Consider the following 24,727-nt stretch of genomic DNA (forward strand, 5'->3'; position numbering starts at 1 on the left):
ATCAACCCTCCAGGAGCCGGCGTACCTCGCCGGCGAGTTCGATGCCGTGTTCCTCGGACCGGGCGGCGGGCACGATCGAGATCGATCCGGCGCCCGCCTCGGCGTAGGGCATGAGCCACTCGGCGACCTGCTCCGGCGTGCCGGCCGCCGTCACGTTCACGAACTTCTCCGGCGGCAACCGGTACAGGGCTTGCATCCGCTCGCCCAGCACGGTGCGCGCGGTCGTACCGTCCTCGTCCAGGCCGCACCAGACGCTCAGGCCGAACCATCCGGGCCCGTCCCGGCCGGCCTCGGCCCGTCGCTCGAGGACTTCCGCGCGGTTGCGGGCGAAGCGGCGCGCGGAGCAGAACATGGCGAGCCAGCCGTCACCCAGCTCGGCCGCGCGCCGGATGGCGGCAACACTGCCGCCGCCGACCACCAGGGGCACCGCCGGATCGGGTGCGGGCAGCACGGCCGCCCGATCGAGGGTGAAGAACTCGCCCTTGTGGTCCACCGCCTCCCCGCTCGCCAGCCGGCGGAGCAGAGCCAGGGACTCGTCCAGCCGGCGCCCGCGCGAGGCTGGATCGACGCCGCAGTTGGTCACCTCCGCGCGGTCCTCGCCGCCGGCGCCGACGCCGAGCACGAGCCGGCCCGGCGCCAGTTGGGCGATCGACGCGACCTGCCGGGCCACCACCATGGGATGGCGCAGGGCCAGCTGATAGACCCCGACCAGCACGGGGAGCCGGTCGTGCGCGGACAGCGCCGCGGTCGCAGCCACCAGTCCGTCGAAGCCGGCGCCGCCGTGGAAGCTCACGTGATCGCCCACGGTGACGTGGTCGAGACCGGCAGCGGCAACGCGATCGAGCAGTGCCCGCCGGGCTGACACATCCGGCTCCAGCACGCTCTCGTGGACCGACACTCCGACCTGAACCATGCGCAAGAGTATATGGTATGACCAAAGCTTGAGGGAGGTGCGATGACGGCGTTCCGCGATGAACTCGTCGGCCCGGCAACCCCCGGCCTGCCTGGCCGGTTCTTCGACCGGTTCGTGTTCAACCTGCATCCGCCGACGGGCACCGGCCTGTCCATCCTGCTCGGCCTGGGCGTGTACCCACCGGCCGACACCATCGACGGGTTCGTGATCGTGGTCACCGGCCACGAGCAGCGCAACCTGCGGTTCTCCACCGAACTCAGCCGCACCGACGGACTCGGGGCGGGCCCGTTCCGGTTCCGGGTGGAGCAGCCGATGCGGCGCTGGCACCTCACCCTGGCCCCCAACCCGACCGGCCTGGAACTCGACGTCCACTGGCACGCGCGTACGCCCGCCTGGTTCGGCGACGTGATCGTCCCCCCGTCGTCCTTCGATCACCTCTTCCAGTCCGGCCGCTACGAGGGCACGGTCCGCCTCGACGGCGAACGCCATGACGCCGGCGGCTGGTTCGGGCAGCGCGACCGCTCCCGTGGCGTGCGCACCATGACTGGCGGCCAGGGCCTGCACATCTGGTTCCAGGCCCAGTTCCCGGATCGATCGATGGGATTCCTGCTCGTCGAGGACCGTGCCCACCAGCGGCTGCTGCTCGAGGGCGCCGTCATGCATGAGGACGGGACCCTCGACCCGATCACCGACGTCGGGCACGACCTCGAGTTCGACGCCGGACTCGATCTGCGTGGCGGCCGTTGGATCGTGACCACCGCCGGTGGCGACCGGTACCGCATCCGGGCCGACTGCAGCGCCGGCGGCGGGTTCATGGCGGGCGGCGGTTACGGGGGCCGACACGGGCGTCCGGCCGGCCCGGACCACCTGGAGCACGACGTCTACCCACTCGACGGTTCGGTCACCCCGGCCGCGCTCGACTCGCCTCTGACCGACCGGCTGACCGCCTTCGACTGGGACGGCACCGCCGGCACTGGCATCCTCGAGTTCGCCCACACCCGCAGCCGGTCGTACACCTACCGGGCATCCATCGACAGCTCTTCGGTACGACCTTTGTAATGGTTGACTTCAATCGGGGCAGCGGCTTAGCGTCTGACCCAGCGGACGAGAGGACGGCAGCGACGCCATGGACGACTTCACCGACGTCACGTACAAGGTCGACAACGGGCTGGCCTGGATCACGATCAATCGGCCGGACCGGTACAACGCATTCCGCGCCCGTACGGTCGACGAACTGATCAAGGCGTTCAAGCGTGCCTGGGCAAGCAACGAGGTCGGCGTCATCTGCCTGACCGGCGCGGGTGAGAAGGCGTTCTGCACCGGCGGCGACCAGAAGCAGCGCATGGAGACCGGCGACTACGGTCCCTCGGACAGCGGCCTGTTCGAGGTCGAGGCGCTGCACCGGGTCATCCGCGACGTGCCCAAACCGGTCATCGCCGCGGTCAACGGCTTCGCCATCGGCGGCGGCCACGTGCTGCACCTGCTGTGCGACCTCACGATCGCCTCGGACACGGCGATCTTCGGCCAGAACGGCCCGCGGGTCGGCTCCTTCGACGCCGGGCTCGGCACCGGTTACCTGGCCCGGGTCATCGGCGAGAAGCGGGCCCGCGAGGTGTGGTTCCTGTGCCGGCGCTACGACGCGGCCAAGGCCGAGTCCTGGGGCCTGGTCAACAAGGTGGTGCCCCCGGCGGAGCTGCACGCCGAGGTCCGTCGGTGGGCCGACGAGATCCTGCAGCTCTCCCCCACTGCGCTCAAGGTGCTCAAGCAGTCGATGAACGCCGACAGCGAGCAGTTCGTGGCGATCGGGCAGATGGCCTACTCGAGCCTCAAGATGTTCGGCGAGAGCGACGAGGCCCGCGAGGGCATCACGGCTTTCAACGAGAAACGAGCGCCCGACTTCTCACCGTACCGGGGCAACTGACGTGCGCTTCACTCCGGAACGGCAGCAGTTCGCAGAAGCCGTCCGCGAATTCTGCCGCCGCGAGTGCGGCAGCTACGCGCAGCGGGAAGCGCTGACCGATGGCGGCCGGTTGTCGGACAGCCTCGATCTGCTCAAGAAGCTCGCCGCGCTCGGCTGGCTCGGACTTTCCTTCCCCGAGGCGTACGGCGGTGCGGGTGCCGGTTTCGTCGATGAGTGCATCTTCCTCGAGGAGACCGCGCGCGGCCTGCTGCCGATCCACGCCTACGGCACCGGCCTCACGGCGGCGCAGACCTACCTGAGGTTCGGGTCCGAGGAGCAGAAACGCACGGTCGTCGAGACGCTGGTGTCGGGGCGGCTGGAGGCGATCGCCTTGTCCGAGCCCGGCGCCGGGTCCGATCTCGGCGGCGTACGAATGCGTGCGGTGCACGATGACGACGGCTGGGTCCTCAACGGTCAGAAGACCTGGAACACGGCCGGGCACCTGGCCGACCACGTGCTCGTGCTCACCCGCAACGACTCTGCACTCGGCAAGCACAAGGGTCTGACGTTGCTCATGGTCCCGCTGAACGCGGCCGGGCTCGAGATCCGGCCGATCGCGACCATGGAGCACGCTGTCAACGACCTGTACTTCACCGACGTACGGGTGCCGGACGACGCCGTGGTCGGCGTGGCCGGTGAGGGGTGGCTGCAGCTCATGCGCGGGTTGGCAGTCGAGCGGCTGATCATCGCGGCCACCAGCCTGGGCGCGGCGCAGCGGGCGCTCGACGACGTCATCGCCTTCACCACCCAGCGCGAGCAGTTCGGCCGGCCGGTGTCGAGTTTCCAGGCCGTCCGGCACCGGCTCGCCGACCTGGCGACCGAGATCGCGTACTGCCGCGCCTTCGTGTACGACGTGGCCGACCGCATCGATGCCGGCGAGGAGGCACAACTCAACCGGGAGGGCTCGATGGCCAAGCTCAAGTGCACCGAGGTCGCCAAGCTCGCGACACTGGAGGCGATGCAGCTCATGGGTGGTTACGGCTACGCCTCCGAGTACGGCATGGAGGGCCAGGTGCGCCGCGCACTCGCGCCGCCCATCTACGGCGGCACCAACGAGATCCAGCGGGAGATCATCAGCCGGAGCCTGGGACTGTGACCGGCCTCTATGCGCCTGCGGCGCTCGCCGGGAAGCGGATCCTCATCACCGGCGGTGGCACCGGGCTGGGCCGCGGCGTCGCCGGGCATCTGGTCGCGCACGGCGCCGAGGTGCACCTGTGGGGGCGGCGGCTGGCGGTGCTCGAGGAAGCCGCGGCCGCCATTGCGGGCAAGGTTCATGTCCAGGCGGTGGACGTGCGTGACGCCGATGCGGTGGACGCCGCGGTGGACGCGATCTGGACGGAACACGGCCCTCTCACCGGTCTGATCAACAACGCGGCGGCGAACTTCATCGCCCCGACCGAGTCGCTGAGCACCCGGGCGTTCGAAGCCGTCACGTCGACCGTCATGAAGGGCAGCTTCCACACCACGCACGCCGTCGGACGGCGCTGGATCGCCGGCGGGTTGCCCGGTTCGGTGGTGTCCACGCTGACCACCTGGGTGTGGACGGGGTCGGCGTTCGTCGTCCCGTCGGCGATGGCCAAAGCGGCCGTGCACGCCATGACGATGTCGCTGGCGGTGGAGTGGGCCCGGTACGGCATCCGGCTCAACGCGCTCGCTCCCGGTCCGATCCCGACCGATTACGCCTGGGAGATGCTCAACCCGACGGACAAGAGCTCGGTCGGCGCGACCCAGGTGGACGCGATCCCGGCCGGCCGGGCCGGCACGATCGAGGAACTGGCGAACCTGACCATGTTCCTGCTCTCGGACGCCTGCGACTACCTCACCGGCCAGACCATCGCGATGGACGGCGGCCAGATGCTGGCCGGTCCCGGCACCTTCGCCGGTCTGACGTCGATGACCGCGCGGGACTGGGCGGCCGCGCGGGAGGCGAGCAAGGCCGCGAGCGCCGCGAGCAAGGCTCAGCGCTCGGTCTGACGGCCGATCTCCCGGGTGGCGGCGGCCAGGAAGGCCGGGACGTGGGCCGGGTCGGCATAATAGGGATCATGTCCGCGGCGCCGGCTGTACTCGTACAGGACGGCCAGTTTCCAGAGGGCGGCGACCGTGTACCAGCGCAGACCCGTCAGGTCCCGGCCGGAGACGGCGGCGTAGCGCGCGGCCAGTTCGTCCCGGCTCGGGTACCCGTCCTCCAGCATCGCGCGGCCGAACGCTGCGGTCGGCGTGAGCGGCTCGCCGGGCTGCGGGCAGGAGGCGAGGAAGTAGCCCACGTCCCACAGCGGATCACCCATGGTGGCCAGCTCCCAGTCGAGCACCGCCGCTACCCGGCCCGGTGCGTCCGGTGCCAGAACGACATTGCCGAGCCGGAAGTCGTTGTGCACCAGGGCGGCGCCGGACTCCGCAGGCACCCGGGCCGCGAGCCATTCGTGCACCGGGTCGAGGGCCCGCGTGCTGGCCAGCGCCGCCATCCGTTTCAGGTGACGCGCGTTGAAGCCTTCGGGACGTCCGTCCAGACCCTGCACCGTGTGGACTGCCGCGAGCGTGTCCACCAGGGACTCCGCTATCCGGCGGCGCTCGGCGGGCGTGTCCAGCGGCGAGGGCGTCCGAGTGGTGACCACCGGGCCGGGCGCGTAGGTCATGACATAGAACGGCACGTCGATCACCTCGCCGGCGGCACCGACAGCCAGCACACCGGGCACCGGCACGGCGGTGCCGGCCAATGCGGACAGCAACCGGGCCTCGCGCAGGACGTCGTGCGCGCCAGGCGGCACCGGCGGTGGCGGCGGACGCCGCACGACGGCGCTGCGTGTGCCGTCCGACACCAGGAAGGTGAGGTTCGAGTGGCCGTCCCCGATCGGACGAAGCTGCCGCGCCCCGTCGCAGACGTCGTGGGCGCGCAGGAACTCGCCGAGAGCTTCGCGTTCGCCCGCCGAGAAGTCCCAGGCTGTCATCGGCCGGTGAACCGGGGCGTCCGGCGTTCGCGGTAGGCATTCAGCGCTTCGGGCATGTCATCGCCGCGGGTCAGCAAGGCCTGGCCACGGTTCTCCAGCTCCAGCGCCGCCGCGTACGACGCGACCTCCTGGTTGCGTTGCAGCGCCCGCTTGGACATCCGCACACCGGCCGGTGAATTGGCCGTGATCGCCGCGGCCAGCGCGTACGCCTCCTCGAGCAGCGCTTCCGCGGGCACCACCCGGTTCACCAGGCCGATCCGCTCGGCCTCCGCGGCCTCGACAACGCGGCCGGTGTAGGCCAGCTCGGCCGCGCGGCCACTACCGATCAGCCGGGTCAGCTGCCACGAGGTGCCCAGCTCCCCCACCGACAGGCCGACCTTGACGAAGGCGCAGTTGAACTTGGCGGTCGGCGCGGCCAGCCGGATGTCGCAGGCCAGCGCGAGTGACAGCCCTCCCCCGGCGGCCGGTCCGTGCACCGCGGCGATCACCGGGAACGGCAGATGCCGGATCGCGGCCAGGCCACCGGTCGCGGTCTCCTGGAACTTCAGGAACTCGCGAACACCCATCCGCGTGATCACATCGATCTCGGCCAGGTCGAAGCCGGCGCAGAAGGCACGATCGCCCGTACCGGTGAGCACCATCGCCCGGGCACCGCTGTCGCGCAGGGCGAGGGCGGCGACGAGGAACTCGCGGAACATCGTCACGGTCATCGAGTTGGCCCGGTCGGGGCGGTCGATGCGCAAGGTCACGATGTCGTCGTCGCCCACGTCGATCGTGAGCGTCTCCAGTTTCGGCGGCTCGAAGGTCAGCACGTCGGACTCCTCTCAGCGGCCGGTGAAGGAGGCCGGGCGCTTCTCCCGGAAGGCGGCCAGCGCCTCCGGCATGTCCTCGCCGCGGGTCAGCAACGCCTGGCCGCGGTTCTCCAGCTCCAGCGCCGCGGCGAACGACGTGACCTCCATGTTGGCCTGCAAGGCCCGTTTGGACAGCTGCACCCCGCCGGGCGAGTTCGCCGCGATGGTGTCGGCCAGCGCCAGCGTCTCGTCCAGCAACGACTCGGACGGGACCACGCGGTTCACCAGTCCGGTGCGTTCGGCCTCGTCGGCGTCCATCTGGCGGCCGGTGTAGGCGAACTCGGCCGCGACGGCCGGCCCGACCAGCCGGGTCAGCAGCCAGGAGGTGCCCAGGTCGCCCGCGGACAGGCCGATGCGTACGAAGGCGGCGTTGAACCTGGCCTGCGGGGCCGCGATCCGGATGTCGGCCGCCAGCGCCAAGGACAGCCCGCCACCGGCCGCCGGCCCGTTCACCGCCGCGATGACGGGCACGCGCAGCCCCCGGACGGCGGTGAGCGCCCGCACGGCGAGCTCCTGCTGGTCGAGCATCCCCATCGGCGACAGGGACGGCAGGTCCTTCGCGTCGTCGAGGTCGTACCCCGCGCAGAAGGCTCGTCCGGCGCCGGTGAGAATCAGCACGCGCAGCGCGTCGTCGTCGCCGAGCTGGAACGCCATCCGTTCCAGCTCGCGAAACATCGTGCTGGTCATGGCATTGAGCCGGTCGGGGCGATTGAGGGTCGCCACCGCGACACCCTCGTGCACCCGCCGCAGGTCGATCGTGTCCATCGCTGCCCCTACCCGAAGTCCGGACGGCGTTTGTCGAGAAACGCCTGCAGGCCTTCTTTGGCTTCGCCGGTCTCGAACAGTTGCTGTTCCTGCGCGACCTCGTAGGCGAAGCCGTCGGTCAGCGGCAGGTCGAACGCCGCGTCCACCGTCCGGATCACCGCGGACAGCGCGGGCAGCGACATGCGGCTCAGCCGACCGGCCAGAGACAGCGCCTCCGGGAGCGCCTCGCCCACCGGCACCTGCCGGCTGACCAGACCCATCGTCAGTGCCTCGTCCGCCGGAACCTGACGGGCGGTGAGCATGATGTCGAGGGCACGGCCGCGCCCGACGAGCCGCGGCAACCGCTGGGTGCCACCCGCGCCGGGGATCAGCCCGAGCTGCACCTCCGGCAGGCCGAACCTCGCGTCGGCGCCGGCGACCCGCAGCGTGCACGCCATGGCCAGCTCCAGCCCGCCGCCGAGGGCCAGGCCTTCGACGGCCGCGATGGTCACCCGCGCCGAGCCGGCCAGCCGGTCGAGCACACCGCGCAGCCGGTCGCCGTACGCCGTGAAGGACTCGGCGTCGATGCCGGACATGTGTTTGATGTCGGCGCCGGCGGCGAAGAACCCGCCGATCGCCGACGCGACGACCACCACCTTGGCCCCGCCCGCGGCCTCGATCGCATCGAGCGCCGCGTGGACACCGTCGATGATCGGCGGCCCCAGGGCGTTGGCCGGTACGCGATCGAGCGTCACCACCGCGATCCCGTCGGCGGCGAACTCCCAGCGCACCACTGCGTCGTCCCCGCTCATGCCATCGTGAGGCCGCCGCTGACCGACAGCGTCTGGCCGGTGATGTACCCGGCGGCGTCGGAGGCGAAGAACGCCACAGCGGCGGCCACGTCGGCCGGCTGCGCGAGGCGCCGCATCGGCACGGCCCGGGTCATGCCCTGGATCACCTTGCCGGCATCCTGCCCGGCCCCGTCGGCGAACTTGCGCAGCGCGGGGGTGTCGGTCGGTCCCGGGCAGACGGTGTTCGCGGTGACGCCGCTGGTCGCCACCTCGCGGGCGAGCGTCTTGGTGAAGGCGATGATCCCGCCCTTGGCCCCGGAATAGACCGCCTCCAGCGACGAGCCGACGCGGCCGGCGTCGGAGCCGATGTTGACGACCCGGCCGAACCCGCGCTCGACCATGCCCGGCACGACCGTCCGGGTGACCCGCAGCGCGCCTTTGAAGTTGATGTCCAGGATCCGGTCCCAGAAGTCCTCGGTGGTGTCCAGGAACGGCATGAAGTCGTCCCAGCCCGCGTTGTTCACCGCCACCTCGACCGGGCCCAGTGCGCTCTCCACCGTCTTCACCGCTGCCTGCACCGATCCGGTGTCGGTGATGTCGGCCCGTACGGCGATGGCGGAGCCACCGGCGGCACCGATCGCATCGGCGGTGGCCTGTGCGGCGTCGAAGTTGAGGTCGGCGATGGCGACCCGGAAGCCGTTCGCGCCCAGGGCCAGCGAGATGCCTTCACCGATGCCCTGCGCCCCGCCGGTGACGAGTGCGACGCGGTTGCTCATGCGGGAATTCCCTTCCAGTTGATCGGGCCGGCCACGAGCGAGTGGCTGGTGAGCGTACGGCCGAGCACCGTCTGTGCCTGGGCGGCGGCGGCGATGACCGCGGGCAGGTCGAGACCGGTCTCGACACCCATCTCGTGGAACATGCCGACGAGATCCTCGGTGGCGATGTTGCCGGTCGAGCCGGCCGGGACCGGGCAGCCGCCGAGCTCACCGAAGCTTGACTCGAAGCTGCTGCACCCGGCCTCGAGCGCGGCGTAGGCGTTGGCCAGCCCGGCGCCGCGGGTGTTGTGGAAGTGCGCGGTGACCTCCACCCCGGGCAGGCGTTCGATGGCGGCGGCGAAGAACTCACCGGCGTACGCCGGGTTCGCCATCCCGGTGGTGTCACCGAAGCCGATCTCGGTGGCCCCGGCCTCGGCGAACCGCTCGGCCAGGCCGAGCACCCGGTCCAGCGGGACCTTCCCCTCGTACGGGCAGCCGAACGAGGTGGCGATGACCGCGGCGCAGGCGAGGCCCTCCGAACGGATCCGGCGCGCCATCACGTCGTTGTCGGCCATCGTCTCGGCGACGGTGCGGTTGACGTTCTTGCGGTTGTGGGTCTCCGAGGCACTGACGAAGATCGCCGCCTCGTGAAAGCGGTGGCGCACCTTGAGCGCGTTGTCCAGGCCCCGGGTGTTGGGCACCAGGACCATCAGCCGCACGCTGTCCGGTACGTCGATGCGGTCCAGCACCTCGACCCCGTCGGCCAGCTGCGGGATGACGTCGGGCCGGACGAAACTGGCCACCTCGATCCGGTCGAAGCCGGCCCGGCCGAGGGCGTTGATCAGCCGCACCTTGTCGTCGGTCGCGATCCGCTCGGGCTCGTTCTGGAACCCGTCGCGGGGGCCGACCTCGCGGATGTGGACACGGGCGGGACGCCTGCTCATCGAAGGGACTCCTCTCGGTGGTGGCGCTGGAGCTCCTCGCGGTGCTCGGGAGCGGCGATGGCGATGAGCGCGCGGGCACGCTCGCGGAGGTCACGGCCGCGCAGCCGGGCGATGCCGTGCTCGGTCACGACGACATCCACGTCGGACCGTGACGTCGTCACCACCCCACTGCTGATCCGGGCGTTGATGGTCGAGTCACCGCCCGAGGTGGAACGCATCGCGATGATCGAGCGGGCGCCGGTGAGGGCGGCCGCCCGGGAGAAGTCGACCTGCCCGCCGACAGCGCCGATGTAGGCACCGCGGCTCATCTCCGCGCCGACCTGACCGGAGAGGTCGACCTCGAGGGCGGAATTGATCGAGACGAACGTCCGGAACTGCGCCAGGGTGACCGGCGAATGGGTGCTGCTGGCCGGCCGGAATTCGACGGGCAGGCGGTCCAGCCCCGCATAGAGCTCGGCGCTGCCGAGTGCGGCTCCGGTGACGATCAGGCCGGTGTCGGCCTCCTTACGGGCGCCGGTGATGACACCTTTCTCGGCCAGTCGCAGCACGCCGTCGCTGATCATCCCGGAGTGAATGCCGAGGTCGGTGTGGCCGGAGAGGGCGTCGAGCACGGCCGCCGGCAGCGAGCCGACACCCAGCTGGATCGTGTCGCCGTCCTCGACCAGCGACGCGACGTGCCGGGCGATCGCGAGCTCCACCTCGTCCGGGGCGCGCTCCGGGGCCTGCGCCAGGGGCCGATCGGTGTGCACGACGGCGGCGAACCGCTCGAGCGGCAGCCGCACGGATCCGTCCGTCGCCGGCATCTGCTCGTTGATCTCGGCGATGAGCACTCGGGTGTGCGGGATGGCGTCGGCCGCGTAGTCGACCCCGATCCCGAGCGAGCAGGCGCCGTCGGCGTCCGGCGGCGACACCTGGACGAAGCCGACGTCGGCGGGCAGGAACCCCTCGGCGAACATCCGGGGCAGCGCCGAATAGTGGCAGGGCAGGATGTCGAGCCGGCCGGCCCGGCTGAGCGTGCGCAATTCGCCGAGGCCGCCGTAGGACAGCAGCGACAGTTGCTCGGGCAGCTCCCGGGTGAGCCGGCGATCCCAGCTCAGTCCGCAGAACGCCCGGCGCGGCCCGAGATCGGCCAGCTGGTCCAGCAGGGCGTGCACGAGTGGCTGCGGCTCGGCGCCGCCCTGGCCCCACCAGACGCCGGCGCCCGGTGGCAGCAGGGGCCGCAGGTCGAGGATCGGGGCCGTCACGCGGCGACCCGCTGGATCAGCGTGCCGGTGCCGAGGCCGCCGCCGCAGCACATAGTGATCAGGGCGAACTCGGCGTCCCGGCGTTCCAGCTCGGCGACCGCGGTGGCGATGAGCCGGGCGCCGCTGGCGCCGACCGGATGGCCCAGGGCGATCGCCCCACCGTTGACGTTCACCCGGTCCATGTCCGGCTTGAGCTCGCGCTCCCACGCCAGCACGACCGAGCTGAACGCCTCGTTCACCTCGAACAGGTCGATGTCGTCGACCGTCATACCGTTGCGCTGCAACAGTTTGCGGGTGGCCGGGATCGGCCCGGTGAGCATGATGACCGGGTCGACGCCGACCGTGGTCTGGTCGACGATCCGGGCCCGGGGCCGCAGTCCGTGCTCGTCGGCCGCCTCCCGGGAGGTGAGCAGCACACCGGCCGCGCCGTCACAGATCGGTGAGGACGTCCCGGCGGTGATCCGGCCGTCCGGGCGGAACACCGTGCGCAGGCCGCTCAACGTCTCCAGCGTGGTCCCGGGCCGCAGCGTCTGATCGCTGCGCCGCAGCTCGCCGTCCAGCTCCAGGGCGATGATCTCGTCGTCGAACCGGCCCGCCCGCATTGCCGCGGTGGCCAGTGCGTGCGAGCGGACCGCGAACTCGTCCATCTCGGTGCGCCCGATCCCCCACCGGTCGGCGATCAGCTCGGCGCTCTCGCCCTGGGGTACGAAGTCGTAGAGCTCGCGCAGCGGCGCCGGCCACGGATCCCCGTACAGCTCGGAGATCTTGGCGGGTGCGTTCATCGGCACGTGACCCATGTGCTCGACGCCGCCCGCGAGCACGACCTCGTGGGTGCCGGAGCCGATCAGGGCGGCCGCCATCTCCACCGCCGTCTGGGCGGAGCCGCAGCGCCGGTCGAGCACTACGGCGGGCACCTCGGGCGGATAGCCCTGCTGCAGCCAGGCGTTGCGGGCGATGTTGCGCGACTGCTCGCCGAACGGCGCGGTGCACCCGACGACGAGGTCCTCGACCACGTCCGGCCGGATGCCGCCGCGGGCCAGCAGTTCGCGGTAGACGACACCGAGCAGCTCGTTGGGGTGGGTGTTGCGGAACCAGCCCTTCTCCGGGTGGGAGCGGCCGAACGGCGTACGGGCCGCCGCCGCGATCAGCACCTCGCGGGCGGTGGTGCCGAACGTCGCCGCCACTCAGATCACCGTCCCGCCGTCGACCGGCAGCACCTGGCCGGTGATGTAGGAGGCCGCGTCGGAGGCGAAGAAGACGAACGCACCGGCCACCTCGTCCGGCTCGGCCCAGCGTCCGAGCGGGATCCGGGCCAGGGTCCTGGCGGCGAGCTTCTCGTTGCCGCGGATGTTCTCCGTCATCGGGGTGGCCGCCAGCGGCGCCACCGCGTTGACCGTGATCGCGTGGCGGGCCAGCTCCTTGGCCAGGGACTTGGTCAGGCCGACGACACCTGCCTTGGCGGCGCCGTAGTTGGCCTGGCCGATCGTGCCGGTCAGGCCGGCGGCCGAGGTGACGTTGATGATGCGCCCGGTGCCGTCGTGCGGCAGGAACGGCAGCGCCGCCTGGCTGACCACGAACGACCCCACGAGGTGGATCTCGACGATCCGGCGGAACGCCTCCTCGGCCAGGTCCGGGAACATGGCCGGCGCGATGGCACCGGCGTTGTTCACCAGGATGTGCAGCGTGCCGCCGGTCAGCCCGGCCGCCCGGGCTGCGGCGGCGTCGGCCGCCGCGCGGTCCCGCACGTCGAGGACGAACGGCTCGGCCCGGCCGCCGGACGTGGCGATCTCCTTGGCGGTCGCCGTCGCGGCCGCCTCGTCGACGTCGGTGACCAGCACGGCCGCGCCGGCGCCGGCGAACGCGCGGGCGACCGCGGCGCCGATCCCGCTGCCGGCGCCGGTGACCAGGGCGGACCGATCGGTCAGGTCGAACATCAGTAGCTCCTCGGGAGACCGAGCACGTGCGATCCCAGATAGTTGAGCACCATCTCCTGGCTCAGCGGCGCGATCTTCAGGAGCCGTGCCTCCCGGAAGTACCGGGCCACGTGGTATTCCTCGGCGTAGCCCATGCCGCCGTGGGTCTGCAGCGCGCGGTCGGCGGCGGTGAACCCGGCATCGGCGCACAGGTACTTCGCCGTGTTCGCCTCACGCCCGCTCGCCTTGCCCTGGTCGTAGAGCCAGGTAGCGTGCCGCAGGACCAGCTCGGCGGCGTCCAGGCGGGCCAGCGAGTCGGCCAGCGGGAACTGCAGGCCCTGGTTCATCCCGATCGGGCGGCCGAACACCTCCCGCTCGTTCGCGTACGTCACCGCTCGGCGCAGCGCCGCGCGCCCGATGCCGAGCGCCTCGGCCGCCACGAGCATCCGCTCCGGATTCAGCCCGTCCAGGATGTACCGGAAGCCTTCGCCCTCCTCGCCGACGCGGTCCTCGACCGGGATCTCGAGGTCGTCGATGAACAGCTCGTTGGAGGTGACGGCGTTGCGGCCCATCTTGTCGATCGGCCGGATGTCGACCCGGCTGCGGTCGAGGTCGGTGAGGAACAGCGTCATGCCGTCGGTCTTCTTGCGCACCTCGTCGAACTTGGTCGTACGGGTCAGCAGGAGGATCTTCTCCGACTCCTGGGCCTTGGAGATCCACACCTTGCGGCCGTTGACCCGGTAGATGTCGCCGGCCCGCTTCGCGAAGGTGGTGATCTTCGTGGTGTCCAGGCCGGCGCCGGGCTCGGTGACGCCGAAGCAGACGTGCAGCGAGCCGTCGACGATGCGCGGCAGCGTACGGGCTTTGAGCTCCTCGGATCCGTGCTTGATCACCGGATGCATGCCGAAGATGGACAGGTGGATCGCGCTGGCCGCATTCATGCCGCCGCCCGACTTCGCCACCTCCTCGAGCAGCAGGGCGGCCTCGGTGATGCCGAACCCGTGCCCGCCGTACTCCTCCGGCATCGTGATGCCGAGCCAGCCGCCGCCGGCGACGGCGTCGTAGAACTCCCGCGGGAATTCGTGTGCCTTGTCCTTCTCCAGCCAGTACTGGTCGTCGAACCGGGCGGCCAATTCGGCGACCGCCTTGCGGATCGTCGACTGATCCTCGGTGAGCTCGAAGTCCACGGCCCCTCCCGTCGCCTCATTTGGCTCTAACTTACTAAAGGACTGACCAAAACTACAGTACCAGTCCGAGGTCGTCGGCAATCCGCTCGTTCCAGGCCTCCGGGGCGCCGAACAGCGCCCGATCCAGCTTGGCCCGCTTGTAGAACAGCTGAAGGTCGTGCTCGAACGTGTAGCCGATCGCGCCGTGCAGGGTCAGCGCCGAATCGGCCACCCGCGCGGCGGCCGCGGTCACCTGGGCCTTGGCCACCGCGGCATGCAGGCCCGCCTCGGGCAGAGCACGCTCCAGCCGGATCGCTGCGTCGTACACGATCGAGCGCGCCGCCTCGATCGCGACGAGCATTTCGGCCGCCGCATGCTTGACCGCCTGGAACGACCCGATCGGCACCCCGAACTGCTTGCGCTGCCCGGCGTACCCGACCGTCAGATCGAGCATGCGCCCGGCCGCCCCCAGCGCGTCGGCGGCCGTCAGCAGAGCCGCCCGGTCGCGTACGGCATCGAAGACCGACGTCTCGAGGCCGGTGCTCGGCGCGTCGTCCAGGACGAGATCGCCGGCGTCCCGGGTGGCGTCCAGCAGCCGGCGCGGCTCCACGCGTACCCCCTCGGCACTCAGCTCGACGAGGCGCGCGCCGCCCGCACCGAGCGGGACCACCGCACAGCTCGCGCGCGTCAGGCCGAGCACCGTCCGGATGGTTCCGGTGAGCCGGTCCCCCTGGAGCCGGATCGGACCGGCGTCCGGCACCTGTCCCGCATCGACACCGAGCACCACCACCGTTCCGTCGGAAAACTGGGCCTTGGCCGTCTCCGGCGAACCGGCCAACGCCGGCAACGCCAGAACCGCCCCCAGCCACGACCCGGACGGTGCCGCGGCGCGACCCAGCTCTTCGGCGATGATGGCCAGCTCCACCGGGCCGCCGCCCTCACCACCGAGGTCCTCGGCGGCGCCGACGCCGAACCAGCCCTCGGCCGCGAACCGGCTGCGGAAGTCGTCGGCGTCCACCCCGGAGGCCCACCGGCGCACCGCTGCCGATCCGGCGTGCTGCCCGAGCCAGCCGCGCAGAGCGGCCCGGAAGTCCTCCTGCTCAGCGGTGGGTTGCCACTGCATGACGACTCCTTCCGGCGGCCTGGCACGATGAGGCGTGGACAGACCACCAGCGATAACAATGATATTTTAGGTCATAACATTGGACCAAGATGGGGAGCGCGGCATGGCTGAGCGCACGAACGGCACATCCGAGGGTCGCTCGGCGATCCAGCTGATGCCGCTGGAGGTGCCCAAAGCCTCCGACGTGCTCGCGCACGAGCTGCGTGAACGCATCCTGTCCGGAGAGTTCGTCGAGGGCACGCCCCTGCCGCCGGAACGCGAACTGGTGACACAGACCCGGATGAGCCGCACGACCGTGCGCGAGGCGCTGCGCATCCTCGAGGTCCAGGGTCTGATCCGCATCCGGGCCGGCCGCGCCGGTGGCGCCTTCGTGCAACGCCCCGGTGGCGAGTCGATCGCCCGCTCGGTGGGGCTGCTGATCCGCGGCCATCACATCCGCCTGGCGGCGATCCACGAGACCCGCGAGGCCGTCGAGCCCTCGTGTGCGCGGCTGGCCGCCCTGAACCGCACCGACGAGGACCTGGCCGCCCTGGACGCGGCGGACGCGGCGATCGCGGCCGCCGGGTCGCTGGAAGAGTTCCTCCAGGTGAACGTCGAGTGGCACGTGGCCGTCGCCACGGCGAGCCACAACGAGATCCTCTCCGGCATGATGCTCGCGCTCTCCCGCGCTATCTACACGTTGACGAACAACGAGGGTTTCGTCGACGAGAAGATCCGCTCCATCACCGAACGCGCGCACCGCGGCATCACCAAGGCGATTCGCGACGGTGACGCCAAGGCGGCCGAGCGACGGATGGGACGGCACGTGCACGCCTACGCCGAGGCCGCGCTCGAGGTGGACGAGCGCATCGAGATCTCGCTGCCCGACTGACCCGGCCCGGGGGCGTGGGCCGCGGCCCGGATCTCGTCCACGGCCTCGGGCGCCTCCGCCCCGGACAGGTCGCCCGGATCCTCGCCGAGCACGGCGGCGCGCACCGCCCGGCGCATGATCTTGGCCGAGCGGGTCTTCGGCAGCCGGGCCACCCGGCGCACCACCTTGGGCGTGAACGGCTTGCCGAGCTCGGCGGCGACCAGCGCGCGCAGGGTCTCCGAGACGTCCTCGTCGGCGTCCGGGCGGGACACCCAGAACGCCCACACCGCTTCACCCTTGACAGCGTCGGGCACCCCGACCACCGCCGCCTCGGCGACGGCCGGGTGCCGGGTCAGCACCGCCTCCACCTCGGCCGGCGCCAGCCTCTTGCCGGCCACGTTCATGACGTCGTCGGAGCGCCCGAGCAGGAACCACTGTCCGTCGTCGTCGACCAGCGCGTAGTCGCCGTGACGCCACACCCCGGGGAACGTCGACCAGTAGGACTCCAGGTACCGCTGCGGGTCGCGCCAGACGCCCCGGGTCATCGCCGGCCACGGCCGGCGGCAGATCAGCTCGCCGACGCTGCCCCGGACGGATCTGCCGTCGGCGTCCACGACGTCGACGTCCATCCCGAGCGACGGGCCGCCGAGCGAGCAGCTCCGGATCGCCTCGACCGGATAGGGGGCGAGGAAGGAGCCGCCGACCTCGGTGCCGCCCGAGAAGTTGATCACCGGCACGCGGGCGCCGAACACGTCGCGCGCCAGCCAGGCGTACGAGTCCGGGTCCCAGGGCTCCCCGGTCGATCCGAGGACCCGCACCGACGACAGGTCGAACCGGGAGACGTCGGTGGCCACACTGGACCGCAGGGTACGGACCAGGGTCGGTGACACGCCGAGCATGGTGACCCGGTGCCGGGCGGTGAGGTCCCAGAGCCGATCCAGGCCGGGTACGTCCGGTGAGCCCTCGTACAGCAGCAGGGTGCCGCCGTTGGCGTGCGTCCCGACGATCGAGAGCGGCCCCATGATCCAGCCCATGTCGGTCACCCAGCAGAAGACTCCGCCCGGGCGCAGATCGAACGAGTAGGCCACCTCGCTGGCCGTCTTCACCAGGAACCCGGCCTGGGTGTGCACGGCGCCCTTCGGCTTGCCCGTGGTGCCCGAGGTGTACGCGAGCAACAGCGTCTGCATGGCCGGGAAGGCCTGCGCCGGTCCCTGTTCGGGCTCGGTGGTGAGCAGGTCGTCCCAGGTGTTCTCACCGACCACGACGACGTGGCGCACCGACGGGCAGGACCGCAGCGCCTCCTCCATCGCCGGCTCGAGGTGCACGGTCCGACGGCGGCGCACGGTCGAGCCCGCGACCACGACGGCCACCGCCTCGGCGTCCTGCAACCGGGCGGCGATCGCCGGCGGCGCGAACCCGGAGAACAGCGGCACCAGTACGGCGCCGATCCGGGCGACCGCATACGTCGCGATCACGGCCTCGGGGCTCATCGGCAAATAGAGTGCGACCGCGTCACCGGCGCCGATCCCGAGCGCGCGCAGGCCGGCCGCGGCCCGTCGGACGACGTCGTCCAGCTCGGCGTAGGTGAGCCGGCGCACCGTACCGTCCTCGGTTTCGTGCACGATGGCATCCCGGGCCGCCGCCTCGTCGTCCCCCGCCCACCGGCCGAGGCAGGCGTCGACGATGTTGAGTTCGCCCCCGATGAACCAGTCCGGGTGCTCGATGCCGCGCGAGACGTCCAGCACCGCGTCGTACGGCCGGGAGAACGGCAGGCCGAGGTCGCGCACCGCCGCATCCCAGTACCAGGCCACGTCGGCCACCGAACGCCGGCGCAGTTCGCCGATCCCGGACAGGCCGTGGCGGCGGATCAGCCGGGTGACGTTGGCGGTCTCGACGTACTCCGGTGACGGCGTCCAGACGTACTCGTTCGCGCTGGTCACGACATCAGCTCCTGGGCAGGCCGAGGATCCGCTCGGCGACGATGTTGCGCTGGATGAAGGTGGAACCGCCGGCGATCGCGGTGCCGCGGGCCTGGTAGGCCAGCCGCAGCCAGCGATCGGTGGCCCGCTCGGGGTCGTCGGCGGCGAGTTGACCGCCGAGCGGCTCGAGGGACAGCCGGAAGTCGGCGAGATCCTCGACCAGCGGGCAGAAGTAGAGCTTGCCGATCGACGTGACCGGGCCGGGCGGGCCGCCGTCCGCGGCCAGCCCGACCACCCGGCGGCCGATCGCGGCGTGCACCAGGGCCCGGCCGTAGAGGTCGGCGACCGTCTGCCGCACCAGCGGGTCGGCGCCGAGCGGGGCACCGGTCGCGGTGGTGGCCGCGCGGACGTCCTCGACGATCGCCTCGACGGCCAGCCGCGTGTTCACCCGCCCGGTCGCGATGGCGACGCGCTCGAAGCCGAGCGTACCCATGGCCACCTTCCAGCCGCCGTCCACCGCACCGACGACGAGGTCGTCGGGCACGAACACGTCGTCCAGGAAGACCTCGTTGAACTCGGCCTCGCCGAGCATGTGCGCCAGCGGCCGCACCGTGATCCCCGGGCTGTCCATCGGGAGCAGGAAGAAGGTGATACCGCGGTGTCGTTCGCCGCCACCGGTGCGGGCCAGCAGGATCGCGTTGGCGGCGAGGTGGGCGCGGCTGGTCCAGGTCTTCTGCCCGGTGATCCGCCAGCCGCCCTCAGTGCGTACCGCCCGGGTCCGCAGCGACGCGAGATCGGAGCCGGAGTCCGGCTCGGAGAACAGCTGGCACCAGATCTCGGCGCCGGTGAGGATCGGCCGCAGGAACCGTTCCTTCTGCGCCGGGGTGCCGTACTCGACGATCGTCGGCCCGGCGAAGTCCTCGCCGATGATGTTCAACCGCTCCGGCACACCCGCCGCCTCGGCCTCCTCGGTGAAGATCGCCCGCAGCCGGGCGTCGAGGCCGGCCCCGCCGTACTCGGACGGCCAGGACAACCCGGCCAGTCCTGCGTCGAACAGTTCGCGCTGCCACTGCCGCCAGAAGGGCAGCTTGGCCACCAGGTCGGCCGGCTCCGGCCACGGGAGCCGGGCCAGGGCCGGGGGAAGCCATTCGCGCACCCGGGCGCGGAAGGCCGCTTCCTCCGGGGACTCCAGCTCGTCCATGTGTTAAACATACATTAGGTCGGACCAAAGTTGGGAGCGGCAATGCGCGATCTGATCGACGTCGTCGACCTCGCCGTGGAACGCGGGAAGATCCGGGAATTCGCCCGCGCCACCGATGCCCGCGCTGGTGTGCACGTCGCGCCGGAGGGCGCACTCGCCACTGCGACCCACACCGTCGCGGCCGGTCACCTGCGCGATCAGGCCGCCCTGCTGGCGACGCTGGGACTGGCCCGGGAGCGCGTGGTGGTGGGTTCGGCCGAGTGGCAGTACGAACGGCCGGTCGTTGCCGGTGACCGGTTGCGCGGCGAGCGGGTCGTCGTCTCTGACGAGCTCAAGCGGGACGGGACGTTGCGGGTGGTCACGCTGGAGACGACGTGGACGGACGCCGCCGGGGCGGTCGTGGTGCGTCAACGAGAGGTTCTCATCGAACGGGGAGCGCGGTGAAGCCGCCGGCGGTCGGCGACCGGCCCCCGGCCCGGACGGCCGGACCGGTCACGCAGTCCGATGTCGTGCGGTTCGCGGGCGCGGGCGGCGACTTCAACCCGCTGCACCACGACCCCGATTTCGCGCGTACGGCCGGATTCGAGCGCCCGATCGCGATGGGCCAGTACCAGGCCGGCCTGCTGGCGGCCTGGCTCACCGACTGGTGCGGCGTCGAGAACCTGCGCCGGTTCACGGTCCGGTTCACCGCGCCGGTGCTGCTCGGTGACACGCTGGTGCTCGGCGGCGAGGTCGTCGGCGTCGAGAACGGGCGGGCCCGGGTGGAACTGTCCGCGGTCAATCAATCGGGTACAGCCGTGCTGACCGGCAGCGCCGAGATCACCGTCGGAGCCTGATCAGCGCAGCCGCCACTCGGGCGGCCGCTTCTCGCGGAACGCCGCCACACCTTCGCGGATGTCCTCGGTGCTGAGCGCGATGGCCAGTTGCGTCTGCAACGCGTCGAGCGCACGGTCCAGCGGCAGATCGCGGGTGGCGGTCAGCGCGTTCTTCCCGAGCCGCACCAGCAGCGGCGACTTCGCCGCGAGTCGCGCGGCCCAATCCCCCACCACAGCATCGAAATCCGCGTCGTCGGCCACCGCGTTGACCAGCCCGAGCCGGTAGGCCTCGTCGGCGTCGATCAGAGCGCCGAGCAGCATGAGCTCGTTGGCCTTGAGCCGTCCGATCGCCCGGTCGATCAGGGCCGAGATCATGAACGGGAACGCGCCGACGTTGATCTCCGGGCAGCCCAGCCGGACCCCGCGCCGGGCGATCACCAGGTCGCAGGCCAGCGCCAGGCCGAATCCGCCGGCCAGCGCGTCACCGCCGACCGCGGCGATCACCGGCTTGCCGAGCGCCGCCAGCAGCCGGAAGAGGCGCGGAAAGCGGTCCAGCCCGGCGTACTTGGTGACCGTCGGGACGTCGGATGCGAAAGCCTTGAGGTCGCCACCGGCCGAGAACACCCGCTCGTGCGAAGACGCCAGCACGACCACGCGTACGGCCTCGTCGTCGCGGGCCTGCCCGAGAGCCAGGATCAGATCGTCGAGCAGGTCGTCGGACAGCGCGTTGCGGGACCGGGGACGGTTCAGGGTCAAGGTCGCGACGCCGTCCGCGACCGCGTACCGGATCGGCTCGGCGTCATTCACCCGCGACCTCGTGCTTGGCCGCCTCGCGCAGCAGGAACTTCTGCACCTTGCCGGTCGGGGTCGTCGGCAGTGCGTCGACGATCCGCACGCGCTCCGGCACCTTCTGGATGGCGACGCCCTGCTCCTCGACCAGGAAACGCTTGAGCTCGGCCAGGTCCGGCGCGTCCGCGCCCGGGTTCAGCACGATGAAGGCCTGCACACCCTCGCCCAGCCGGTCGTGCGGGTACGCCACGCAAGCGACCGCGGCCACACTGGGATGCGCGTACAGATAGCCCTCGACCTCGCCGGCGCTGATGTTCGCACCGCCACGGATGATGATGTCCTTGGACCGGCCGCTGATCCGGATGTAGCCGTCGGCGTCCGCCTTGGCCAGGTCGCCGGAGTGGTACCAGCCCTGATCGTCGACGGCGTGGTCGGTGCGCTCCGGCTCGCCCCAGTAACCGAGCATCAGGCCGGGCCCGCGGTAGAGCACCTCGCCCTCCTCGCCGACCGGCACGTCGTTACCGAACGGGTCGGCCAGCCGGATCTCGATGCCCGGCATCCACGCCGCTCCGTCCGCACTGGCGACCCGCTCGAGCGAGTCGCCGGGACGGCAACAGAAACCGGTGAGCACTTCGGACGCGCCCCACAACGGCAGCAGGGACGCACTCGGGAAAGCGGCCACGAAAGCCGCGGCCAGCGACGGCGGGATCGGCGCACCGGCGCACAGCCAGATCCGCATGCTGCTCAGGTCTCGTTGGCGGGTCTTGGTCGCGGCCACCGCCATCTGCACGAACGGGGTGGCGGTGGCCGAGATCGTGCACCGCTCCCGCTCAATGATGTCGAGCCCTTCCTCGGGCTCCCAGATCGGCATGAGCCGTACGGAGGCGCCCACGGTCAGCGGCACCGCCGCGCCGACCACCAGCCCGGTCGTGTGGGTGATCGGCGTCGGCATGAACACGACGTCGTCCGGCGTCATCTTGAACACGAGCTCGCCAAGGTTGTGCACGCTGTAGGAGAAGGTGTTCCAGGTCTGATAGCAGCCCTTGGCCGTCGACTCGGTGCCCGAGGTGAACACGATCGAGTGGCCCTCGTCCGGCCCGTTCGGCTCGCCCAGTTCGGCCGGATCCGGCAGGCCGGTGCCGAGGTCGGGCCGGGTCAGGTCCTCGAAGCGGTGCTCGCCGTCGCCGGCCTCGGAACGGACGACCACCCGGAATCGCACGCCCGGGGCATCGGGCTGCACGTCGCGGAACATCTGGGCGTAGTCGAACCCGCGGAACTCGCCGGTGGTGATGACGGCGACGACACCGGCCTGGTTGAGCGAGTGGGTGACTTCGCGGTTCCGGTAGATCGGCATGATCGGCACAATGATCGCGCCGATCCGCTCGATGGCCAGATAGCAGACGACGAACTCCGACCAGTTGGGCAGGTCGACGGCCACCCGCTCGCCCCGGCGCACGCCGAGCCGCTTGAGGGCGGCTCCGAGCCGGTAGGCCTGGGCTCGCAGGTTCGCGTAGTCGAGGACGAGCGTCCCGTCGCTGACCGCGGGACGATCCGGCGTCGAGTCGGCCCAGTGGTCCAGGTAGCCGACGAGCGTGTCGTCGCGCCACCATCCGTTTTCGCGGAAGGTCCGGATCTGGTCAGGGCTGAATCTCTCCTGTGGCGTCAGACCCGCCACCGCGCCGGATGTCGTCGTCGTCATCGCTACCTCCGCGGTCCGCCCAAATATATGGTTGGACCAAAGTTAGATGAGTTACGAAGACGTTTCAAGAGTTGTCACGCGACGCGCTCCGCCGACCCGGGCCAATTCCGGACGGATCGCGTTCTCGTAGTGTCTCGTCGGTGAGCGCGGGTCGTCCCGGCTCACGGGGAACGGCGGTCTGAGGAGGAGCACACGTGGACTGGACTGAACCGGGCACCGAGGAGGTGGCGCCGGGTGTGCATCGGATCTCGCTGCCGATGCCCGACGACGGACTGCGGGCAGTGAACGTGTACGCGATCATCGGCCCGTCCGGCGCCGCGCTGATCGATGGCGGCTGGCGGGTCGCTCATGCCGCCGATACGCTGAATGCCGCGCTGTCCGGCCTGGGGTTGACCGCCACCGAGATCGAGCGTTGCCTGGTGACGCACCACCACCGCGACCACCTGTCACTGGCTCTGGAGCTGCGCCGCGAGTCGGGCGTGCGGCTCGGCCTCGGCGAGGGCGAGCGCGGCAACCTGGAACTGTCCCGCTCCCTGACGGTCGAGCCGCTGGCGACGCAACTGCGGATGCTGGCCGCCGCGGGGGCCGAGTCGCTGGTGAAGCTCCTGATCGGCAACGGTCCGCACACGGTCGACGCGGCGGACTACGAGGACCCCGACGACTGGCTGACCGACGCGCAGATCGTCGACACCGCCGGCCGGCGGTTGCGGGTGGTGTCGACACCGGGCCACACCCGGGGGCACGTCGTGTACGTCGACGACGCAGCCGATCTGATGTTCACCGGCGACCACGTGCTGCCGCACATCACCCCGTCGATCGGATTCGAGGCCGATCAGGCGCCGTCACCGCTCGCGGACTACCTGGCCAGCCTGGCCCGGACCCTGGCCGAACCCGACCGGCTCATGCTTCCGGCGCACGGGCCGGCCGGTGGCAGCGTCCACGCCCGGACGGCCGAACTGCTCGAACACCACGAGACCCGGCTCGCCCTGACGCAGACCGCTGTGCGCGAGGGCGCGGCGACGTCCTACGAGGTCGCTCAGGTACTGCGCTGGACCCGGCGCGGCCGGAGCCTGCTCGAGCTGGACCCGTTCAACCAGATGCTCGCGGTCATGGAAACCACCGCTCATCTCCAGGTCCTGCAGGCGCAGGGCCGCATCCGGCAGCACACCGAGGGAGCCGTCGTCGCCTGGACGCCGTGACGGCATCCGCCAGAGCTACTTTCGCTTGCGGATTTCGTCGTTGGCCTGGGGTACGACCTTGAACAGGTCGCCGACGACACCGAAGTCGGCCAGCTCGAAGATCGGCGCCTCGGGGTCCTTGTTGACCGCGACGATGGTCTTCGAGGTCTGCATGCCGGCCCGGTGCTGGATCGCGCCGGAGATGCCCAGGGCCACGTACAGCTGCGGGGAGACCGTCTTGCCGGTCTGCCCGACCTGGAACTGGTGGGGGTAGTAGCCGGAGTCGACCGCCGCGCGGGAGGCGCCCACGGCCGCGCCGAGCAGGTCGGCCGTCTCCTCGACCAGCTTGAAGTTGTCGGCGTTGCCGACGCCGCGGCCGCCGGAGACGACGATCGAGGCCTCGCTGAGCTCGGGACGCGAGCCCTTCTGCTCGGCGACCCGCTCGACGACCTTGGTCAGCTTGTCCGCCTCGGAGACGGTGACCGTGAGCTGCTCGACGGCCGGGGTGGCCGGCTGCGGGGCCGGGGTCACCGAGTTCGGGCGGATCGTGATGATCGGCAGGCCCTTGGTGACCTTGGACTTGACGATCGTGGCACCGGCGAAGACGACCTGGGTGGCGGTGCCGTCCGCGGCCACCTCGACCGCGTCGACCAGCAGGCCGTTGTCCAGCTTGACGGCGAGACGCCCGGCGATCTCCTTGCCCTCCTGGGTCGAGCCCAGCAGCACAGCGCCCGGCTGGACCGACGTGATGAGCTCGGCGACCACGGATGCCTTCGGGGCGACCAGGTAACCCTCGATGTCGTCGCCGGACGCGGCGTAGATCTTCTCGGCGCCGTACTCACCGAGCTTGTCGGCGAGCGCGGACGCGTCCCCGAAAACGACCGCGCTGGGCGAACCCAGGGTGCGGGCGATGGTCAGCATCTCGAG

25 protein-coding genes are annotated in these 24,727 nt (G+C 71.2%); 8 read left to right on the forward strand and 17 right to left on the reverse strand.

Annotation, left to right across the window (positions count from 1 at the left end; translation table 11 throughout):
* Nucleotide 1: 1 nt before the first annotated feature.
* Nucleotides 2-913 (reverse strand): LLM class flavin-dependent oxidoreductase, encoded by a 912-nt coding sequence (locus ACZ6S4_RS32735; RefSeq protein WP_465478617.1) that lies wholly within the window; start codon nucleotides 911-913, stop codon nucleotides 2-4.
* 42 nt (nucleotides 914-955) lie between these two features.
* Between ACZ6S4_RS32735 and ACZ6S4_RS32740 the strand changes: the two genes are divergently transcribed.
* The 4 genes from ACZ6S4_RS32740 to ACZ6S4_RS32755 all read left to right on the forward strand — a co-directional run bounded on the left by ACZ6S4_RS32740 (nucleotide 956) and on the right by ACZ6S4_RS32755 (nucleotide 4,847).
* Nucleotides 956-1,972, forward strand: a complete 1,017-nt coding sequence (locus ACZ6S4_RS32740; RefSeq protein WP_465478618.1) for an Rv3169 family protein — start codon at nucleotides 956-958, stop codon at nucleotides 1,970-1,972.
* A 67-nt stretch (nucleotides 1,973-2,039) separates the two neighbouring features.
* Nucleotides 2,040-2,834 carry an enoyl-CoA hydratase-related protein gene (locus ACZ6S4_RS32745; protein WP_465478619.1) on the forward strand — a complete coding sequence of 265 codons (795 nt, stop codon included), beginning with the start codon at nucleotides 2,040-2,042 and terminating at the stop codon, nucleotides 2,832-2,834.
* A 1-nt stretch (nucleotide 2,835) separates the two neighbouring features.
* Nucleotides 2,836-3,969, forward strand: coding sequence for an acyl-CoA dehydrogenase family protein (locus ACZ6S4_RS32750; RefSeq protein ID WP_465478620.1), 1,134 nt, complete (start codon nucleotides 2,836-2,838; stop codon nucleotides 3,967-3,969).
* Entirely contained in the window at nucleotides 3,966-4,847 is an 882-nt protein-coding gene (locus ACZ6S4_RS32755; RefSeq protein WP_465478621.1) for an SDR family oxidoreductase, read from the forward strand. The genes ACZ6S4_RS32750 and ACZ6S4_RS32755 overlap by 4 nt, the downstream gene beginning before the upstream one ends.
* Here ACZ6S4_RS32755 and ACZ6S4_RS32760 read toward each other — a convergent pair.
* From ACZ6S4_RS32760 to ACZ6S4_RS32810, 11 genes are read right to left on the reverse strand one after another with little or no spacing between them, the layout of a single operon-like run.
* A complete protein-coding gene (locus tag ACZ6S4_RS32760; protein WP_465478622.1) occupies nucleotides 4,832-5,818 on the reverse strand; it encodes a phosphotransferase family protein in 987 nt (328 codons plus the stop codon). The genes ACZ6S4_RS32755 and ACZ6S4_RS32760 overlap by 16 nt on opposite strands.
* A complete protein-coding gene (locus tag ACZ6S4_RS32765) occupies nucleotides 5,815-6,630 on the reverse strand; it encodes an enoyl-CoA hydratase/isomerase family protein (protein WP_465478623.1) in 816 nt (271 codons plus the stop codon). The genes ACZ6S4_RS32760 and ACZ6S4_RS32765 overlap by 4 nt, the downstream gene beginning before the upstream one ends.
* A 12-nt stretch (nucleotides 6,631-6,642) precedes the next feature.
* Nucleotides 6,643-7,434, reverse strand: a complete 792-nt coding sequence (locus ACZ6S4_RS32770) for an enoyl-CoA hydratase/isomerase family protein (protein WP_465478624.1) — start codon at nucleotides 7,432-7,434, stop codon at nucleotides 6,643-6,645.
* Between the two features lie 8 nt (nucleotides 7,435-7,442).
* Complete coding sequence (locus tag ACZ6S4_RS32775; RefSeq protein ID WP_465478625.1) at nucleotides 7,443-8,225, reverse strand: enoyl-CoA hydratase-related protein; 783 nt, start codon at nucleotides 8,223-8,225, stop codon at nucleotides 7,443-7,445.
* Complete coding sequence (locus tag ACZ6S4_RS32780; RefSeq protein WP_465478626.1) at nucleotides 8,222-8,980, reverse strand: SDR family NAD(P)-dependent oxidoreductase; 759 nt, start codon at nucleotides 8,978-8,980, stop codon at nucleotides 8,222-8,224. Before ACZ6S4_RS32780 ends, ACZ6S4_RS32775 begins: the two co-directional genes overlap by 4 nt.
* On the reverse strand, nucleotides 8,977-9,903 hold the full coding sequence (locus ACZ6S4_RS32785; protein WP_465478627.1) for a hydroxymethylglutaryl-CoA lyase: 927 nt from the start codon (nucleotides 9,901-9,903) through the stop codon (nucleotides 8,977-8,979). The genes ACZ6S4_RS32780 and ACZ6S4_RS32785 overlap by 4 nt, the downstream gene beginning before the upstream one ends.
* Nucleotides 9,900-11,147: an acetyl-CoA hydrolase/transferase family protein gene (locus ACZ6S4_RS32790; protein ID WP_465478628.1), complete on the reverse strand. Its 1,248-nt coding sequence runs from the start codon at nucleotides 11,145-11,147 to the stop codon at nucleotides 9,900-9,902. The genes ACZ6S4_RS32785 and ACZ6S4_RS32790 overlap by 4 nt, the downstream gene beginning before the upstream one ends.
* Nucleotides 11,144-12,331, reverse strand: a complete 1,188-nt coding sequence (locus ACZ6S4_RS32795) for a thiolase family protein (RefSeq protein WP_465478629.1) — start codon at nucleotides 12,329-12,331, stop codon at nucleotides 11,144-11,146. The genes ACZ6S4_RS32790 and ACZ6S4_RS32795 overlap by 4 nt, the downstream gene beginning before the upstream one ends.
* A complete protein-coding gene (locus tag ACZ6S4_RS32800; protein ID WP_465478630.1) occupies nucleotides 12,332-13,081 on the reverse strand; it encodes an SDR family NAD(P)-dependent oxidoreductase in 750 nt (249 codons plus the stop codon).
* On the reverse strand, nucleotides 13,081-14,247 hold the full coding sequence (locus ACZ6S4_RS32805) for an acyl-CoA dehydrogenase family protein (protein WP_465478631.1): 1,167 nt from the start codon (nucleotides 14,245-14,247) through the stop codon (nucleotides 13,081-13,083). Before ACZ6S4_RS32805 ends, ACZ6S4_RS32800 begins: the two co-directional genes overlap by 1 nt.
* 52 nt (nucleotides 14,248-14,299) lie before the next feature.
* The gene (locus tag ACZ6S4_RS32810) at nucleotides 14,300-15,349 is read right to left on the reverse strand and encodes an acyl-CoA dehydrogenase family protein (protein WP_465478632.1); all 1,050 of its coding nucleotides are present in this window, start codon (nucleotides 15,347-15,349) and stop codon (nucleotides 14,300-14,302) included.
* Between the two features lie 103 nt (nucleotides 15,350-15,452).
* Between ACZ6S4_RS32810 and ACZ6S4_RS32815 the strand changes: the two genes are divergently transcribed.
* Entirely contained in the window at nucleotides 15,453-16,220 is a 768-nt protein-coding gene (locus tag ACZ6S4_RS32815) for a FadR/GntR family transcriptional regulator (RefSeq protein ID WP_465478633.1), read from the forward strand.
* Here the strand turns inward: ACZ6S4_RS32815 and ACZ6S4_RS32820 are convergent.
* Nucleotides 16,163-18,139 carry an AMP-binding protein gene (locus ACZ6S4_RS32820; RefSeq protein ID WP_465478634.1) on the reverse strand — a complete coding sequence of 659 codons (1,977 nt, stop codon included), beginning with the start codon at nucleotides 18,137-18,139 and terminating at the stop codon, nucleotides 16,163-16,165. The two genes, ACZ6S4_RS32815 and ACZ6S4_RS32820, sit on opposite strands and share 58 nt — an antisense overlap.
* Before the next feature lie 4 nt (nucleotides 18,140-18,143).
* Nucleotides 18,144-19,319 (reverse strand): acyl-CoA dehydrogenase family protein, encoded by a 1,176-nt coding sequence (locus ACZ6S4_RS32825; RefSeq protein WP_465478635.1) that lies wholly within the window; start codon nucleotides 19,317-19,319, stop codon nucleotides 18,144-18,146.
* Between the two features lie 42 nt (nucleotides 19,320-19,361).
* Between ACZ6S4_RS32825 and ACZ6S4_RS32830 the strand changes: the two genes are divergently transcribed.
* Both ACZ6S4_RS32830 and ACZ6S4_RS32835 read left to right on the forward strand, forming a co-directional pair.
* The gene (locus ACZ6S4_RS32830) at nucleotides 19,362-19,763 is read left to right on the forward strand and encodes an FAS1-like dehydratase domain-containing protein (RefSeq protein WP_465478636.1); all 402 of its coding nucleotides are present in this window, start codon (nucleotides 19,362-19,364) and stop codon (nucleotides 19,761-19,763) included.
* Nucleotides 19,760-20,155 carry a MaoC family dehydratase gene (locus ACZ6S4_RS32835; RefSeq protein WP_465478637.1) on the forward strand — a complete coding sequence of 132 codons (396 nt, stop codon included), beginning with the start codon at nucleotides 19,760-19,762 and terminating at the stop codon, nucleotides 20,153-20,155. Before ACZ6S4_RS32830 ends, ACZ6S4_RS32835 begins: the two co-directional genes overlap by 4 nt.
* Here ACZ6S4_RS32835 and ACZ6S4_RS32840 read toward each other — a convergent pair whose 3' ends face one another.
* Together ACZ6S4_RS32840 and ACZ6S4_RS32845 are read right to left on the reverse strand one after the other, a co-directional pair.
* Nucleotides 20,156-20,941 (reverse strand): enoyl-CoA hydratase/isomerase family protein, encoded by a 786-nt coding sequence (locus ACZ6S4_RS32840; RefSeq protein WP_465478638.1) that lies wholly within the window; start codon nucleotides 20,939-20,941, stop codon nucleotides 20,156-20,158. It lies immediately after the preceding gene.
* Nucleotides 20,934-22,622 carry an AMP-binding protein gene (locus tag ACZ6S4_RS32845; RefSeq protein WP_465478639.1) on the reverse strand — a complete coding sequence of 563 codons (1,689 nt, stop codon included), beginning with the start codon at nucleotides 22,620-22,622 and terminating at the stop codon, nucleotides 20,934-20,936. The genes ACZ6S4_RS32840 and ACZ6S4_RS32845 overlap by 8 nt, the downstream gene beginning before the upstream one ends.
* 194 nt (nucleotides 22,623-22,816) lie before the next feature.
* Here ACZ6S4_RS32845 and ACZ6S4_RS32850 point away from each other — a divergent pair, with 194 nt between their 5' ends.
* Nucleotides 22,817-23,821, forward strand: coding sequence for an MBL fold metallo-hydrolase (locus ACZ6S4_RS32850; protein ID WP_465478640.1), 1,005 nt, complete (start codon nucleotides 22,817-22,819; stop codon nucleotides 23,819-23,821).
* A 15-nt stretch (nucleotides 23,822-23,836) separates the two neighbouring features.
* Here the strand turns inward: ACZ6S4_RS32850 and ACZ6S4_RS32855 are convergent.
* On the reverse strand, nucleotides 23,837-24,727 hold an 891-nt coding region (locus ACZ6S4_RS32855; RefSeq protein WP_465478641.1), incomplete at its 5' end, for an electron transfer flavoprotein subunit alpha/FixB family protein.

It is taken from the genome of Actinoplanes sp. NPDC051405 (genome assembly GCF_055586185.1).